This is a genomic window from Butyricimonas hominis (genome assembly GCF_014287455.1).
Classification (GTDB): Bacteria; Bacteroidota; Bacteroidia; order Bacteroidales; family Marinifilaceae; genus Butyricimonas; species Butyricimonas muris.
The window spans coordinates 437,845-454,545 of record NZ_JACOOH010000001.1 but is presented as its reverse complement, the minus strand read 5'-3'; the positions used below and the strand labels follow the sequence as shown (position 1 = coordinate 454,545).

At 45.7% G+C, this 16,701-nt stretch carries 11 protein-coding genes and 1 tRNA gene; 7 read left to right on the top strand and 5 right to left on the bottom strand.

Annotation, left to right across the window (positions count from 1 at the left end; genetic code table 11):
- Positions 1 to 3,243, top strand: a complete 3,243-nt coding sequence (locus H8S64_RS01765; RefSeq protein ID WP_186974704.1) for a S41 family peptidase — start codon at positions 1 to 3, stop codon at positions 3,241 to 3,243.
- A gap of 41 nt (positions 3,244 to 3,284) precedes the next feature.
- Here the strand turns inward: H8S64_RS01765 and H8S64_RS01760 are convergent, their stop codons facing one another.
- The 4 genes from H8S64_RS01760 to H8S64_RS01745 form a co-directional block, all read right to left on the bottom strand.
- Entirely contained in the window at positions 3,285 to 4,022 is a 738-nt protein-coding gene (locus tag H8S64_RS01760) for a hypothetical protein (protein WP_186974703.1), read from the bottom strand.
- A 15-nt stretch (positions 4,023 to 4,037) separates the two neighbouring features.
- Positions 4,038 to 5,303 carry a S1 family serine peptidase gene (locus tag H8S64_RS01755; RefSeq protein ID WP_186974702.1) on the bottom strand — a complete coding sequence of 422 codons (1,266 nt, stop codon included), beginning with the start codon at positions 5,301 to 5,303 and terminating at the stop codon, positions 4,038 to 4,040.
- A gap of 209 nt (positions 5,304 to 5,512) precedes the next feature.
- Entirely contained in the window at positions 5,513 to 6,979 is a 1,467-nt protein-coding gene (locus H8S64_RS01750) for a PspC domain-containing protein (RefSeq protein WP_186974701.1), read from the bottom strand.
- Positions 6,980 to 6,989: 10 nt separating this feature from the next.
- Positions 6,990 to 7,325 carry a PadR family transcriptional regulator gene (locus H8S64_RS01745; RefSeq protein ID WP_099291111.1) on the bottom strand — a complete coding sequence of 112 codons (336 nt, stop codon included), beginning with the start codon at positions 7,323 to 7,325 and terminating at the stop codon, positions 6,990 to 6,992.
- A 206-nt stretch (positions 7,326 to 7,531) separates the two neighbouring features.
- Here H8S64_RS01745 and gpmI point away from each other — a divergent pair, with 206 nt between their 5' ends.
- The 3 genes from gpmI (at position 7,532) to H8S64_RS01730 (ending at position 10,210) form a co-directional block, all read left to right on the top strand.
- Positions 7,532 to 9,052 (top strand): 2,3-bisphosphoglycerate-independent phosphoglycerate mutase, encoded by a 1,521-nt coding sequence (gene gpmI, locus H8S64_RS01740; protein WP_186974700.1) that lies wholly within the window; start codon positions 7,532 to 7,534, stop codon positions 9,050 to 9,052.
- Between the two features lie 428 nt (positions 9,053 to 9,480).
- Positions 9,481 to 10,068 carry a DUF3109 family protein gene (locus H8S64_RS01735; RefSeq protein ID WP_186974699.1) on the top strand — a complete coding sequence of 196 codons (588 nt, stop codon included), beginning with the start codon at positions 9,481 to 9,483 and terminating at the stop codon, positions 10,066 to 10,068.
- Between the two features lie 66 nt (positions 10,069 to 10,134).
- Positions 10,135 to 10,210, top strand: a tRNA-His gene (locus tag H8S64_RS01730).
- Positions 10,211 to 10,243: 33 nt separating this feature from the next.
- On the opposite strand, the gene H8S64_RS01725 is transcribed toward H8S64_RS01730, so the two are convergent.
- Positions 10,244 to 11,578: an ATP-binding protein gene (locus H8S64_RS01725; RefSeq protein ID WP_186974698.1), complete on the bottom strand. Its 1,335-nt coding sequence runs from the start codon at positions 11,576 to 11,578 to the stop codon at positions 10,244 to 10,246.
- Positions 11,579 to 11,834: 256 nt separating this feature from the next.
- On the opposite strand from H8S64_RS01725, the gene gcvP reads away from it, so the two are divergent.
- From gcvP to H8S64_RS01710, 3 genes are all read left to right on the top strand, one after another.
- Complete coding sequence (gcvP, locus tag H8S64_RS01720) at positions 11,835 to 14,723, top strand: aminomethyl-transferring glycine dehydrogenase (RefSeq protein ID WP_186974697.1); 2,889 nt, start codon at positions 11,835 to 11,837, stop codon at positions 14,721 to 14,723.
- A gap of 68 nt (positions 14,724 to 14,791) precedes the next feature.
- The gene (locus H8S64_RS01715; RefSeq protein ID WP_186974696.1) at positions 14,792 to 15,367 is read left to right on the top strand and encodes an RNA polymerase sigma factor; all 576 of its coding nucleotides are present in this window, start codon (positions 14,792 to 14,794) and stop codon (positions 15,365 to 15,367) included.
- 124 nt (positions 15,368 to 15,491) lie between these two features.
- A complete protein-coding gene (locus H8S64_RS01710) occupies positions 15,492 to 16,664 on the top strand; it encodes a FecR family protein (protein WP_186974695.1) in 1,173 nt (390 codons plus the stop codon).
- The last annotated feature ends 37 nt before the right edge of the window (positions 16,665 to 16,701 follow it).

Below are 16,701 nucleotides of genomic sequence, written 5' to 3'. Positions count from 1 at the left end.
ATGAATAAATTCGTATTGACCATTACTTTTTTATTAGCAGGCTTCATGGTACAGGCGGGACCGCTTTGGATGCGTTACCCGAAGATTTCGCCTGACGGGAAGCAGATTGTGTTTAGTTACAAAGGGGATATTTACGTCGTGTCCTCGGATGGCGGGGAGGCTAGACAGTTGACCACTCATCCGGCACATGAATCCCATCCCGTTTGGTCGCCTGACGGGAAGCAGATAGCCTTCACGAGCGACCGTTTCGGGAATTTCGATATTTTCGTGATGCCTGCCCGCGGTGGAGAGGCTTGTCGGGTTACGACTAATTCCTCGCGCGAGATACCTTATACCTTTACCCCCGACGGGAAAGAGATTGTTTACGGGGCGCAACTTCAAGACCCGGCACAAAGTGCCCTGTTCCCCAGTGGCTCGTTGACAGAGCTATATGCCATTCCGGTTGAAGGGGGACGTCCCCGTCAAGTGTTGGCAACCCCGGCGGAAGCGGTCTGTTTCTCGAAATCCGGTGATATGTTCTTGTATCATGATTGCAAGGGCGGGGAGAATGAATGGCGGAAACACCATACCTCTTCGATTACCCGGGATATTTATCGTTATGATATAAAGAGCGGTAAACATACGCGGCTGATAGAACGTGCGGGTGAAGACCGTTCCCCCGTCTTGTCACCCGACCGGCAAACCGTCTACTTCCTGAGCGAAAGGGGTGGTTCTTTCAACGTGTATTCTTTCCCTCTGGCTAATCCTGCCGATGTGAAAGCGGTGACATCTTTTAAAACGCATCCGGTTCGTTTCCTGAGTATTGCCGACAACGGTCGTCTTTGTTTCGGGTACGACGGCGAGATATACGTGAAGGATGTTCAAGGAAATCCCAAGAAAGTGAAAGTCGATATTATCGGCGACGAGGGAAAGAATAATGTTGCTTCTTTGCGCTTTACCTCAGGTGCGACAAGCGCGGCGGTATCCCCGGACGGGAAACAGGTGGCGATGATTATCCGGGGCAACGTGTTCGTGACGTCATCCGATTACACGACCACCAAGCAGGTCACGGATACCCCGGAGCAGGAGAAATGGTTGAGTTTCGCCCCGGACAACCGGACGATAGCTTATGCCAGCGAACGGGATGGAGTCTGGAATATCTACACTGCCAAGATAGCCCGTGACGGGGAAGCTAATTTCCCCAACGCGACGTTGATAGAGGAAGAGGCCTTGTTGCCCGCTTCGACAAAAGAGCGTTTTGCCCCGCAATTCTCCCCGGACGGCAAAGAATTGGCGTTTATCGAAGACCGTACGAAACTGATGGTGATGGACATGAAGACCAAGAAGGTCAGACAAGTCGCGGACGATAAATACCAGTACCGCACGGGTGACGGTTTTACTTACACGTGGTCGCCCGATGGCAAGTGGTTTGCCGTGGAGATTATCGGTAACCGGCATGACCCGTATAGTGATATTGCTATCGTGAAAGCGGACGGGAGCGGCGAAACGATTAACTTGACGAATAGCGGTTATTTTGACAGTAATCCCCGCTGGGTGCTGGACGGGAATGCCATCCTTTTTGCCAGCGAGCGTTACGGGATGCGTAATCACGCTTCATGGGGTTCGTTGCAGGATGTGATGATTGTCTTCATGAATCAGGAGGCTTACGACAAATTCCGCTTGAACAAAGAGAGTTACGAGTTGATGAAAGAGGAGGAGAAGTTGTTAGCGGCAGCCGGGGCGAAAGAGAAGAAAGAGGATAAAAATGAGGATGCCAAAGCAGACAAAAAAGAGAAGAAAGACATTGTCGTGGAACTGAAAGGCATTGAAGACCGGGTGATGCGGCTGACACCAAATTCATCCTCTCTGGGTGATGCTATTTTGAACAAAGCGGGCGATAAATTGTATTATATGTTGTCTTTCGAGGGCGGGTATGATTTGTGGGTGAGCGACCTGCGAGCAAGAAGTACGCGTGTCATGCACAAGTTGAACAGCGGTTGGGCTTCCCTCGAAACGGATAAGGACGGCAAAGACTTGTTCTTGTTGGGTAGCCGGGGAATGCAAAAAATCAATCTGGCTTCCGAGAAGAGGACGCCTGTTTCTTACGTTGCCGAGATGAAAATGGACTTGGCGGCAGAGCGGGCGTATATGTTCAACCGGGTACGCCTTCAAGAGGCAAAGCGTTTTTACGTGAAGGATATGCACGGCGTGGATTGGGCGAAAATGACGAAGGAGTACGAGAAGTTTTTACCGTATATTAATAACAACTACGATTTCTCGGAAATGTTGAGCGAATTGTTGGGAGAGTTGAACGTGTCGCACACGGGTTCCGGTTATTTTGCCCGTTTGGAGGGTGACGCCACGGCAGAACTGGGATTGTTCCTGAGCACGGATTACAGGAAAGACGGTTTGCTGATTGACGAGGTGATAGAGAAAGGACCTTTCGATAATGCCCGTTCCAAGGTAAAAGCCGGGATGATTATCGAGAAAATAGATGGCGAGGAAGTGAAAGCGGGTGAGGATTATTATCCTTTGCTGAATAACAAGTCGGGCAAGCGTACGTTGGTGTCAGTCTATGACCCTGCAACGAAAACCCGTTGGGATGAGATTGTTATCCCGATTAATAAATCCACTCTCAACGCTTTGCTTTACAGGCGTTGGGTGAAACAGCGGGCTGCCGATGTGGATCGCCTTTCGGGCGGACGGTTGGGATACGTGCATATTTCCAGCATGGACGACCCGAGTTTCCGCGCCGTGTATTCCGATATTCTCGGTAAATACAATGACCGGGAAGGTATTGTCATAGATACGCGCTTTAACGGGGGCGGACGCCTGCACGAGGATATCGAAATCCTGTTCAGCGGTAAGAAATATTTCACGCAAGTGGTTCGCGGTCGGGAGGCTTGTGACATGCCGAGCCGTCGTTGGAACAAACCGTCAATCATGCTGACTTGCGAGGCGAATTACTCGAACGCGCACGGCACGCCTTGGGTGTACAAGCATCAAGGCTTGGGACGCGTAGTGGGAATGCCTGTTCCCGGAACGATGACCAGCGTGTCATGGGAATTTCTGCAAGACCCCACGCTGTATTTCGGTATCCCTATCGTGGGCTATCGTCTTCCTGACGGAAGTTACCTTGAAAACCAGCAATTGGAACCGGATGTGAAGATTGCCAATTCGCCCGAAAAGATTATCAAGGGTGAAGACGAGCAGTTGAAGAAAGCAGTCGAAGAATTGTTGAAAGACATTGATAGCAAGAAATAGAAAAAACAAGGCGGAGAATCAAAAAACTCCGCCTTGTTTTGTTAGTTGTTAGGAAAGTGATGGTGCGTTTCTGTCCAGACGAGTTGTCCTTCTCCGTTTTCGTCAATAACAATATCACGGGAGCCTGTAACGTATTCTAGTTCTGATTTGATTGGCTGAATTCTTGGATCTGATTTGAATCGGAATATAAGCATGGGAGAATCCAATACTTCTGTTTTGAAGCGTTGTATTTTGTGTTCATCCCGATTGCCGAGAAAATACACAAAAACTCGATTGTCTTTGACGGAATAACGAATACTGCTGACACCTAAAGTTTTAGTTAATGAATCAATATTCTCTCGTAATTGTGTAGTTACTTGCGAGAGTTCATTAAGGGAGTAGGTGCATAGTTGATAGGATATGTCATCGGATGTGATTTGACACAATTGGACGAATTTGTCAATGGTTTGTTTCGTCGTATCTGTGAGAAAAACGACCTTTTTCGTGTTGTCTTTTTTTAAACGAAGTATACCTCCATAATATTCAGGATAGATGTGTGGTGTTGGTTTTGTCTTTTCGCCCAAAGGATAAAACTGGGTGCGATAACAATGAATAATTCTACAAACTTCATTAGGAGAAGAGTATCTTTCATATCCCATTATCCACGTTCCAATCTTTTTCGTCCATGCATCTTCAGGAATCTTGAATTTATCTTTCTCGCTTATCGTGCTTTTCCCGTTTTCACATGAGGCACATAAGACAAGAATACACATCCAAATGAGCGTGAGTTTGTTTTTCATGTTTGACTGTTTTGATTACGGTTTAAGTTTTAAATCAAGGGCACCCCAAAATTTGTAAGCTTGGGCTATATAGAAACATTTAGAATTTGGCTCAATGGCAAGGGCTATTCCCACGATATTATTTTCTGTATCTGTTACAAGGGTGCCGCTGTCGCCTCGTTGTAAACTTGTTTCTGTCTGGAGATAGCAAAGTGCAACACCTTGAACTGGACAATTATCTATCCTAATTGTTGGGTGTTCTCCGCCATAAGTGCTTGCCGATAATTGTTTATCTTCAATATGTACGATAATATTTGAAAGTTCATCTCCTCTTATTTCAACAATCTTAGGATTATGGTTTGTGTATAGTGTAATACCTGGATCTAGTTTACAAAAAGCGACATCGTATCTTGGATTAAGGTAAACAGAAGTTGCAAAACGATTTTCTTCTGGCAGATCAAAACTGTGTGCTTGATAAAGGGAATAATCAAGGTTCTCAAATCTGAAAACGTGTGCAGCTGTAATAAATCCGTGTTGATGTGTTTCTGAACCTGAATATCGGAGATATCCTTTAAAACCGATTCTTCCTTCGCGGAGATCTTCTGTTAAAAAATTTTGTCCGGTTGTGACATAATCGTTTTGTAATTTATTGGCACACATTTTAGGCGTACCAGCTTTGTTTGCACTTTCTTTCCTTATATCCTGTAAAAAATTGAATTTGATCATGGGAGAATCAATGATTTCCGATTTGAACCATTGGATTTTACTTTCGTCCTTTTCTCCATCAAATACTACCAACACGCAATTTGTCGCTTGTCTTATGAAAATCGGGAAAATGTCTTTATTATTTTTTACAGTAGGCATTGCTTCTAATTTATGCCACAAGCGAAGAAGTTCGTTAAAAGAATAAGTACAAGGTTTGAAAATTACATCGTCAGGTGTAACTTGGCATAATTCCATGTACTCTTTTTTAACTTGCTCGGAGGTGTCTGTAAGTAAAACGTATGTTTTTTCTTCTGAACGGTATTGTCCGCCAAAATATTCGGGAAAAACATTTTCCTTATCGTATATGGAAAGAATTATTTCTTCTTGAACTGATTTTTCTAAATTTGAACGACTGTTTTCAACTCGAAAACAATACATGGTTCTATCATCTACGTTAACAGGTTGTGGAAGTTTAGTGTACGCCGGAATCCATTCTTCCGTGTTAATTCTATTTTTCTCGCTTGTAGTCATGTCATTTTTGCACGAGAAATTCAAGGTGATAATGCCTATCCAGATGAGCGTAAGTTTTGTTTTCATAATTGAAAGTTTAAAGTGTTTAACAAAAATCATGCGCCACAATCTATAAATCTGTAAGTGGATTTATAGATCAAATACCTCTTCTGTAGGCAAATTTATGAAAATAATAAATAGATGTATCCTTGATGATGTGTATTTTAAATAAGTGCTTATAATTTGAGAACGAGATAGAGCGGCAGACCAAAGGGATAAAGGTCTGCCGCTTCTTTTTACAGGAGAGGTCTAATCTCTCCGTCTTGCATGATGAATAATGATTTATGGTCGTTTAGTTCAGAATATAAAGGGTAAGCCGCGTGTCTACGCTTGCTTAAATGATTCACCGCTTCCGGGGTGAACCGTATTTTTGTACCCTCGGGGAGATAAACCGTGATATCCACGTTCTGTGCTCTCCATTTACTGTTCAATTGGGCGTAATTGTCGAATCGTAACGTGTCGTTGGTGTACTTGTAATCGAAAGTAATGTTTTCCTTTTGCGGGTTGTTCTCGTGCGTGGAGTACCGGATGACAATACTTGCCGTGTTGCCGTGCGAGGGGCGGATGGCAAAGTAGGGAGAGAACAAATTACCCTCGTGCAGTTGAAGCACTCCTCTGTTCCGGTAGAAGTCCTTAGGTACGATATGTCGTTTATCCACTTGAATCGTGAGCGTTTCACATTTGCCCGGCTGAATAGTTTCCTCGTAAGTGTTCGTGCGGGGAGTCCATGTCGTTCCTTCGCTGATGGCGACGATAATAAGCAATGTCAGACTGGCAAGCCATAAGCATAGGGCAGAAAAGGCGATCGCCTTGTTGTTGCTCTTGAAGGAGAACAACAATTTGATCGCCGTGAAAATGATCATGATTATAGGAATTCCAAAAAGGAAAAGTATGCCGATTTTGCCCAATATAAGACTGGCGGGCGAGAGCGCGTAAGTTATTCCCATGTAACTTTCTCCCCACGGGAACCAATGAGGTAAGAACAAGGCGGAGAGCAGGCAAAATAAGAAAAATATACCCCCGCAAAAAAGTCCTATCCCGACGATGATAGCGAGCACCTTCCCCACGATGAGCATCGCGTCCGAGAAGCCTTCGCCGACACGGTTAGCGTATTTGGCACCTTTGCCGTGTTTGACTTCTTGATATTCTTCCTTGATAGAACGCTCTATATTGGAAACATTGATGTCCTCTCCTTTCATTTCCAGTTTTTGCTTGGATGTTTTTGCCTTGGGCACGGCAATCCACAGGATAATGTACACGATAAAGAATATCCCGTAATAGAACGTCATGATGATAAAACATACCCGAAGCAGCAGGGGCGATATACCCCAGTAAGCTGCCATTCCCCCGGCAACACCCCCGAACACGCGATTGTCCGGATCCCGGTATAGTTTTTTGGTTTGCTTTGGTGTTGCGGGCTTTTGTGGTTCTTCGTCTTCATCTATGATATCATTCGGGGCGCCCATGGTGGCAATCACTTGTTCCACGTCGTCGATGGTAACCACTTCCCGGTATTGTCCTTTCAGGTATTCCGTGAACAATTCCCCGATACGGTTCTCGATATCTTCCATGATCTCGTTGCCGTCTTCTTCACGGGAGTAATGTGTCTTGAGCGTGTTGATGTATGTTTGCAATTTATCCAGGGCATCATCATCAATGTGGAAAATCTTCCCGCTTAGATTGATTGTATAAGTCTTTTTCATGATTTAAAATTTAGTTGTTAGGGTTTTCCTTGATACTGTCCACGGCGGAGGTCAATTCATTCCAAGAGTTTTCCAGTTCTTTGAGAAATTCCCGTCCTTTTTCCGTGATACTGTAATACTTGCGGGGTGGACCTTGTTGTGATTCTTCCCAGCGATATGAAAGCAAACCCGTGTTTTTTAAACGGGTCAACAAGGGATATATCGTGCCTTCGACAACGATCATCCGGGAGGATTTCAACCTGCTGATGATGTCCGGAACGTAAGCGTCCCTTTGCGAGATTATCAGCAAGATACAATACTCCAGAATCCCTTTTCTCATTTGAGCCTGCGTGTTCTCGATATTCATATCTTGATTTGTTTAGTTTTGCATGGCAAAGATATAAATAAAAAAATAGTATTATGCAATACATAGTACTATAAAAATATCGATTATTTTTTTGTCATGACAAACGTTTTCGTTGATTTTCCCTGAAAATAAGGCGATAAACTGAATATTATCATTTAACTTTGCTCTCCGTTTAGAAGTTGAAAACAAGAATAAATAAAATAGATATGAAAAAAGTATTATTGATGATATTGGATGGTTGGGGTATTGGTAAGCACGACCATTCAGACGCTATCGGGAGTACTCCCACGCCGAATATCACGGGATTGGCGAGCCGGAATCCTCGTTCGTTACTTTACACGAGCGGAGAAAATGTAGGTTTGCCGGACGGGCAAATGGGAAATTCCGAGGTGGGGCATTTGAATATCGGTGCGGGACGGGTTGTCTATCAAGACTTGGTGAAAATCAACCGGGCTTGCCGTGACCATTCGATAGCTCAAAATCCGGAGATCGTGAAAGCGTTCACTTACGCTCGCGAGAACGGGAAGCAGATGCATTTCATGGGTTTGGTATCCAATGGGGGCGTGCACAGTTCCTTAGATCACCTTTTTGCCCTTTGTGATTTGGCAAAAGAGTTTGGGGTGGAGAAGACTTTCGTTCATTGTTTTATGGACGGGCGCGACACCGATCCCAAGAGCGGGAAAGGTTTTATCGAGGAACTGGAGAATCACACGAAACAATCCGGCGGGCGGATCGCTTCTATCATCGGGCGCTATTACGCCATGGACAGGGACAAACGTTGGGAACGCGTGAAAGAGGCTTACGATTTGATCGTGAAAGGCGTGGGAACCCCGGCAACCAATCCTGCGGCAGCCATGCAGGCTTCCTATGATGCGGGCGTGACCGACGAGTTCGTGAAACCGATCGTGTGCGTTGACGAGGCGGGTAAACCGTTAGGCACGATACAAGAGGGTGATGCCGTGATCTTCTTTAACTTCCGCAACGATCGGGCAAAGGAGTTGACCATCGTGTTGACTCAGGAAGATATGCCGGAATACGGTATGAAAACCCTGCCGTTGCATTATTGCACGATGACTCCTTACGATGCTAAATTCAAGGGATTGCATATCCTTTTCGATAAAGACAACGTGGTGAACACGATCGGGGAATATATATCCGCCCAAGGGTTGAAGCAATTGCGCATCGCCGAAACGGAGAAATACGCGCACGTGACCTTCTTCCTCAATGGCGGGCGGGAGGAACCTTTCGAGGGAGAATCCCGTATTCTGGTGCCTTCTCCAAAAGTGGCGACTTATGACCTGCAACCCGAGATGTCCGCTCCTGCCGTGACGGAGAAGATCGTGGAGGTGTTAAACCAAGGAGAGGTTGATTTCATTTGTTTGAATTACGCTAACGGCGACATGGTGGGACACACGGGTGTGTACGAGGCAATACAAAAAGCTGTTGCCACGGTGGATGAGTGCGTGGGGAAAACAGTCGCCGCCGCCCGTGCCAACGGCTACGACGTGCTTATTATTGCCGACCACGGGAATGCCGACAATGCCGTGAACGAGGATGGGACGCCCAACACGGCACACTCGCTGAACCCCGTGCCTTGCATCTGGGTGACCGATTCGAAATGCGACCATTTGCGGGATGGAGTGTTGGCAGATGTTGCACCCACCGTGCTGGCTATCATGGGACTTCCCCAGCCTAAGGAAATGACGGGTAAATCCTTATTAGTTTAAGTATATCGAATTCCATTTTTGCAACTAGTGGAAGGGGAGGTAAGTTAGCGTATGTGTTGACGGCCTCCCTTGTTTATTTTCAATCGGTACGTTGACCGATAGGATGTTTTTTCTCCTTTTTTCGAGGAGAGTTTTGAGTGTGTTTCATTATTTTATTGTTTTTAAAATAGATAATACGATGTATTTTCGTCTTATTAAATTTTATTCAATTTCAATTAAAATACTATTTTTACACCTTTAAAATAGGCTTTGAATAGGAGATGAATGGGAGTTGAATAGGAGATGGTATAAGGCAAGTATAAAGAATATAAAATAATAATACATGTTATTTAACTAAACTCTGCTTAAACACGAGAGAAATAAGGGTGAGATTATTGTAACTTTGAAAAAACATTTTCAATTTTGCATTTTCAATTTTCAATTAGCACATGATACAGATAGGGGATACGATTATAAGCCTCGATATTTTCGAGAAGAAGTTTTGTTGTGATTTGACAGTATGCAAAGGAGCTTGTTGCGTGGAAGGGGATTCTGGGGCTCCATTGGAAGAGGGGGAAGCGGAGCAGATTCGGGAAAATTACGAGAAGATTCGCCCGTACATGAAGTCGGAAGGGCTTACTGCCGTGGAGGAGCAAGGTTTCTCGACGATTGATGTTGAGGGCGATTTGGTGACCCCGCTGATCGGGGGACGGGAGTGTGCCTACGCGATAGAGGAAGGGGGAAGTTGCTGGTGTGCTATCGAGAAGTCGTGGAGCCGGGGCGAGAGTAGTTTCCGGAAACCTATCTCGTGTCACTTATACCCGATTCGGGTGAAACAATACCAGAATTACGAGGCGATGAATTACGATCAATGGTCGATATGTGCCTGTGCCAGATTAAAAGGTGAGCAAGAGGGAGTTCCGGTGTACGTGTTCCTAAAAGATGCCTTGATCACGAAATACGGGGAGGAGTGGTACGAGCAGCTGTGCTACGCCGCCCGGGAGATCGAGACGGGAAAAATTAAGTTCCGACGGTAAAATTTTTGTAGCTTTTTCTTTGCGAGAAACGAAAGTTGTTCTATCTTTGCAGCGCAAAAGCAAAATGGTGGATGTAGCTCAGTTGGTTAGAGCGTCGGATTGTGGTTCCGAAGGTCGCCGGTTCGAACCCGGTCTTCCACCCGCGAGAAAGCGGAGAATAAAAGTTCTCCGCTTTTTACATATCATCTAACGTGAAGCAAGCTGTTTCTGTCTCGTAATTGAAGAATAGTTTTGTACGAATCGCTTCGACTTTTTCTTGAAATAGTTCGGGTTTGAAATTCTTGCGTTGACGTTTTACCTCGGCAACGAGTACTTTTTTTTCATGGGCGTAAATTGCCACGATATCAATTTCATGCTGTTCTTTGTCTTTTCCTTTGGATGCTTCCCACCATGAACCGATATTGCTATATAATTGTTTCTCTATGAGTTGCTCCCTGAAGTATTTTTCCAGCATGATCCCGGAATAAGTGGGGTAATCATTTTTGACGATCCCAGCGAGATCATTTAAAAGCCCGGATTGTATATAGCTTTGATATTTTACGATATAACGAAACCAAAACCGTAAGAAATTATCCGAAATCTCGTAACGAACGGTCTGCGAACCTTCCTTGGATAGAATCGGGCGTTTTTTTGCTATTACCTCGTAATCTTCTTCAAGACGTTGTAATAAACCACCCGCGCTCGTGTTGCCGATGGATTCGGATATTTCCGCCGAAGTGTTTCTGCCTGAGGCGATGGCGGAAAGAATGGCGTAATAATTTCCGTATTTTTTGCCGAACTCTTGGATTAGCAATATATTCCCCTCTTCAAGGAATATCGAGTTTTCTTGAAGAAGACAGTCGACCATATCGTTTATCGTGTAGCATCCTTTGTCAAGTAGGATTTCAATATATTTGGGAACTCCCCCGGTAAAAGTGTATAAAGCTAGCAGGTCGTCGTTAGTGTATTTCGGGTTGTAGTCTGCCAGAATCTTTTTGATGATAGAGGGAGTAAATGATTTTAATTTGACAATGTTGTCGCAGCGACCGTATAACGGTTCGCGGTATTCCATGAATATACGGTGCATTAGAGTATAAACTGAACCGCTTGCTATGAAGTTTACACGTGTTGTGTCTTTGTACCTATCCCAAACATCTTGCATTCCGCTGTAAATGGCAGGGTTGATGTAAAAAAACTCTTGAAACTCGTCTATTATAAGGTTGAAAGATAGATTTTTTCCCAAGTTCATGAGCATCTCGAACAACCCCACGAAAGAGGATATTTCAGCAGGGATGAATGTGTCTAAGGATTTACTCGTAGTTTGCGCAAATTGTTGGCACAGTGCCGCTTCATTGTTTCTGCTCACGAAAAGATAAACCGTGGGGGTGCCCTCGCAACTTTTCAATATAAGTTTTGTTTTCCCGATTCGTCTGCGTCCGGTTATTGCTGTCATCTGTGAATGATTGTTGAAAGCAATTTCCCTTGTCCGGGCAAGTAATTCCAATTCTTTTTCTCGATTGTAAAATTTCATAGGGTTCTCTGTAATGTCATTATTTTCGCCGCCGCGAATTTCGCCACGGCGGAATTTGAACCAAAGGTAATATAAAAGAGAAACAGAAACAAATTTCGCCACGGGTAATTTCGCCACGGCGGAATTGTGAGGCTGTATTATAAACTGTAACTTTTTATTCGTTTTTTGGTATTAAGCGGAATTATGTCTATTTTTACACAATCGTTGACGAAACGATGGTTTAGAGTATAAATCATTAATAATTAGGAATAAATAGATGGCAACAGACAAATTTTTGTGGAGACACATTGGGCCGCGTCCAGAGGATATCGAGGATATGCTCAAGGTGGTGGGTGTCAGTTCTCTTGACGAGTTGATAGAGCAAACCGTACCCGAATCAATCCGGTTGAAGAATCCGCTGGATTTACCGGCTCCTCTTACCGAGTTCGAGTTTTTCTCTCGTATCAAAGCGGTAGCTTCAAAAAATAAATTGTACAGGACGTTTATCGGGCAAGGATATTACGACACGATTACACCTGCCGTGATTCAACGGAATATTTTGGAAAATCCGGCGTGGTACACGTCATACACTCCCTATCAAGCGGAGGTTTCTCAAGGACGTCTCGAGGCGCTGTTGAATTTCCAGACGATGGTAGTCGAGTTGACCGGGATGGAGATTGCCAACTGTTCGTTGCTGGACGAGGCTACGGCTGCTGCCGAAGCTATGACCATGATGTATGGTTTGCGCGGTAAGGAGATGAAGAAAGTCGGGGCGAATAAATTGTTCGTGGATAACCAAGTGTTCCCGCAGACGAAGGACGTGTTGATTACCCGTGCCGAGCCGCAAGGAATAGAGTTGGTTTACGGTGACTATGATACTTTTGAATTTACACCGGATGTATTCGGTGCTATAGTGCAATACCCTGCCGCTAACGGGGAAGTACGGGATTATAAAGCTTTTGCCGATCGTGCGCACGCTAACGGGGCGTTGGTGACTGCTGTCGCCGACATGATGAGCCTCGTGTTGCTGACCGCCCCGGGAGAATGGGGTGCCGACGTGGCGGTGGGTACTACCCAGCGTTTCGGTATCCCGATGTCTTACGGTGGACCTCACGCCGCTTACATGGCGACGAAAGAGGAGTACAAGCGTAATATCGTGGGACGTATTATCGGCGTGACGATCGATGCGCAGGGAAATCATGCTTTGCGTTTGGCTTTGCAGACTCGCGAACAACATATCAAACGGGAGAAGGCTTCTTCCAATATCTGTACCGCCAAGGCGTTGAACGCCACGATGGCGGGATTCTATGCCGCTTACCACGGGCGTGAAGGATTGGAGCGTATCGCTCGTCATATTCACTCGGCAGCAGTGACTCTGGCAGAAGAAATTCAGAAGTTGGGTTACAAGCTGAAAGTGGAGAAATTCTTCGACACGCTTCGTTTCGAGTTGCCGGAAGGTGTAACTCAAGAGGCCGTGCGTGATGCCGCTTTGGAGCAGGAAATAAACTTGTTCTATTGTGATTGCGGGTGCGGAAAAGTGGTCGGTCTGTCTACTGACGAGAAAATCAACGAGGAGGAAATCAACACGTTGATCGGTATCTTTGCCAAGGCGGCAGGGAAGACAGCCGAGCGTGTCGAGTTTATTGACGACCGCACGGTGTTGGAACCGGCGATGTTGCGTGAGGATGAGATTTTGACGCAATCCGTGTTTAATATTTATCACTCGGAAACCGCGATGATGCGTTACATGAAGAATCTGGAGAGAAGAGATATCTCTTTGGCTACTTCCATGATTTCTTTGGGGTCTTGTACGATGAAGTTGAACGCGGCAGTGGAGATGTTGCCTATTACTTGGCCGGAGTTTGGCGGTTTGCACCCGTTTGTTCCGCTTTCTCAAGCAGAGGGGTATCAACAGATGATACGTGAAACGGAAGATATGTTGTGTAAGGTGACCGGTTTTGCCGGATGCAGTTTGCAGCCTAATTCCGGTGCAGCGGGCGAGTACACGGGGTTGATGGTGATTCGCCAATATCATATCGCCAGAGGGGAAGGGCATCGGAACGTGATTTTGATTCCCTCTTCCGCGCACGGAACTAATCCCGCATCAAGCACGATGGCGGGTTTCAAGATTATCGTGACGGCTACAGACCCGGAGGGTAATATTGACGTGGAGGATTTCCGCAAGAAGGCTATCGAGCATCGTGATAATTTGGTGGGTGCTATGATTACTTACCCGTCGACTCACGGTATTTTCGAGGAGTCTATCAAGGAGTTGGCGGATATTATTCACGAGAATGGCGGTTTGTTCTACATGGACGGGGCTAACATGAACGGGCAATGCGGTTTGACGAATCCCGGTACGATTGGTGCCGACGTGTGTCACTTGAATTTGCACAAGACGTTTGCTATGCCTCACGGCGGTGGCGGTCCCGGTGTAGGTCCTATCTGCGTGGCTTCTCACCTCGTGAAATTCTTGCCGTCGCACACGATGGTGAAGACCGGAGGCGAGGAAGGTATTCACGCTGTTGCTGCCGCTCCTTACGGTTCGGTGGGAATGTTGCCCGTGACTTACGGTTACTTGCTGATGTTGGGTGCCGAGGGATTGGAAATGGTAACGAAGATGGCTATCTTGAACGCCAATTATCTGGCTTCTTCTTTCGAGAAGTTGGGCTTCAAGATTCTGTATAAAGGAAAGCAAGGTCGTGTAGGGCACGAGATGATCTGGGATTGCAACATGTTCAACAAAGAGTACGGTATTTCCGAGTTGGATATCGCGAAACGTTTGATGGACTTCGGGTTCCACGCTCCTACTTTGTCGTTCCCTGTTCACGGGACGTTGATGGTTGAGCCTACCGAGAGCGAGCCGAAAGAAGAACTGGATCGCTTTATCGCGGCATTGACCACGATTCGTGAAGAGATGATCGAAGTGGGCGAGGGCAAGGCTGACAAGACGGATAACGTTTTGAAGAACGCACCTCACACGCACAAGGTGTTGACCGCCGATGAATGGTCGCACGCTTACCCGCGTAGCAAAGCGGCTTACCCGCTGGCTTGGGTGGCAGAGAACAAGTTCTGGCCGCAAGTAGGTCGTGTAGACGACGGTTACGGTGACCGTAACTTGATGTGTACTTGTGACCCGCTTGAGTCTTACACGGAAGAAAATTAATTTTCAAGTTATTATAGCGGGAAGCGTTCCATGAGGTTTTTGGGACGCTTCCTCTTTTATCTTTGTCAATGGGAGACGATGCATTGAATCAAGAGGAATTATTGGATTTGCTGGCACGGAAAGATAACCGGGCTTATCAACACTTGTATCGAATTTATTACGTGGCGTTGAAAGCTCTGGCGAATTATTACGTGAAAGATAATGATGTGGCGGAGGACTTGGTTCAAGATGTGTTTATTTCGTTGTTGGAAAGCGGGTACAAATTTAAAACGGAGAGCGAGGTTAAATATTTCCTGTACAGTTCTCTGAAAAATAAATGTATCAGCCATTTCAGGAAACAAAAGGTGCGGGATAAATATCACAAGGAAGTTTTGTCCTCGCAAACAGATGTAGAACACTTTTGGGATAAGGTGTTGGAGGAGGATGTGTATGCCCGTCTGATGGCTGCCGTCGATACATTACCACCTCAATGCAAAATGGTAATGATGTTGACTCTTGAAGGGTTGAAGATCGCGGAGATAGCTGAAAAGATGGAGATTTCGGTGGATACCGTGAAAGAATATAAAAGTAACGGGAAGAGAAAATTGATTTCTCGTTTGAAAGATGCTGATTTGATTTGTCTGGTTAGTTTGATTTGGTTGTAACGTTCGTTACGAATAAAATCGTATATTATTTTTTATTTTTCATCCCCCCTTTTGGAAAGGATGTGCGTTTTATATATGAATGGACAGGGAAATAATGTATGTGTCTATTGATAAAGTATAGATTATGGATTCAAAGAAAGAGATATTATTTGAAATATCAAGATTGATATCCAAGAGTTTGGCAGGGAAGATCACGCGGGATGAGCAAGCGAAGTTGGATTCTTGGAAGAGGGCGTCGGGGCATAACAAGATGCTGTTTGACCGAATTTATTCGGACGTGGTGGCACGGGAAAAGATTAGGCAATACCGGGAAGCTGACGTGCAGACGGCCTTTGATTTTTTCGTGCGGAGGAGGAAAGTTTTGGGCGACCGGAGGCGGAGAGTAAGACGAATGGTGCGATATGCGGCGATGTTACTGTTGCCTTTAGGGGTGGCTTTGTTCTATTTTAACCGGGAAGAGGGAGAGATGATGCCGAAGGAGAACCAACGGGTAGAAGTGGCGGTAACGGGGCGGAGAGTTCCCACGTTGACCCTTTCTAACGGGCAGGAGATGGTATTGTACGGGGAAGGTATTCTTTTGGATGAGGTGCAAGGGATACAGGTGCGGGAGAACGAAGCGGGTGGTTTGGAGTATTGTGTTCCCGATTCGGTGAAAGGGGAAACGGTGTATAATACATTGGAAACTCCGGTTTTGTGTGATTATAGTTTCACTTTGGCGGATGGAACAAAGGTGTGGTTGAATGCCGGTTCCAAGTTGCGTTACCCGGTGGCTTTCGGTGGCGACGAACGGGTGGTATATGCCTCGGGCGAGATGTATTTTGAAGTGGCTAGGGACGAGAGCCACCCTTTCTTCGTGGAAATGGACGGGGTACGTGTTAAGGTTCTTGGTACGTCTTTTAATGTCAACGCGTATAAAGGGGATAGGCTCGTGGAAGTGACTTTGGTTAGCGGGAAAGTGGAAGCTTACGCGGGGGAGCGGTGTTACGAGTTGAAGCCGGATGACCAGTTGCGTTATGATCGCGAAAGGAATTACGTGGAGATGGCGGTGGTGGATGCGGGAGATTTCATTGCTTGGAAAGACGGGCAGTACGTGTTCCGGGGAAAGAAATTGGCTGATGTAGCCCGGATATTGGAGCGTTGGTACGCGGTGGAGATTGTGCTGGAAGGGAGTGTGGGAGAGTCGATATTCACGGGCGTGGTGAATAAAGAAGAAAGTTTTGATGCTTTTGTTCAGCGATTGGGGGAGACGTCCTCTTTATCGTGTAGAATGGAGGGTAATAAATTATACGTTAGGTGATTTTTATCATGTTTAATTTGAAGTTAAAGCAATTTGT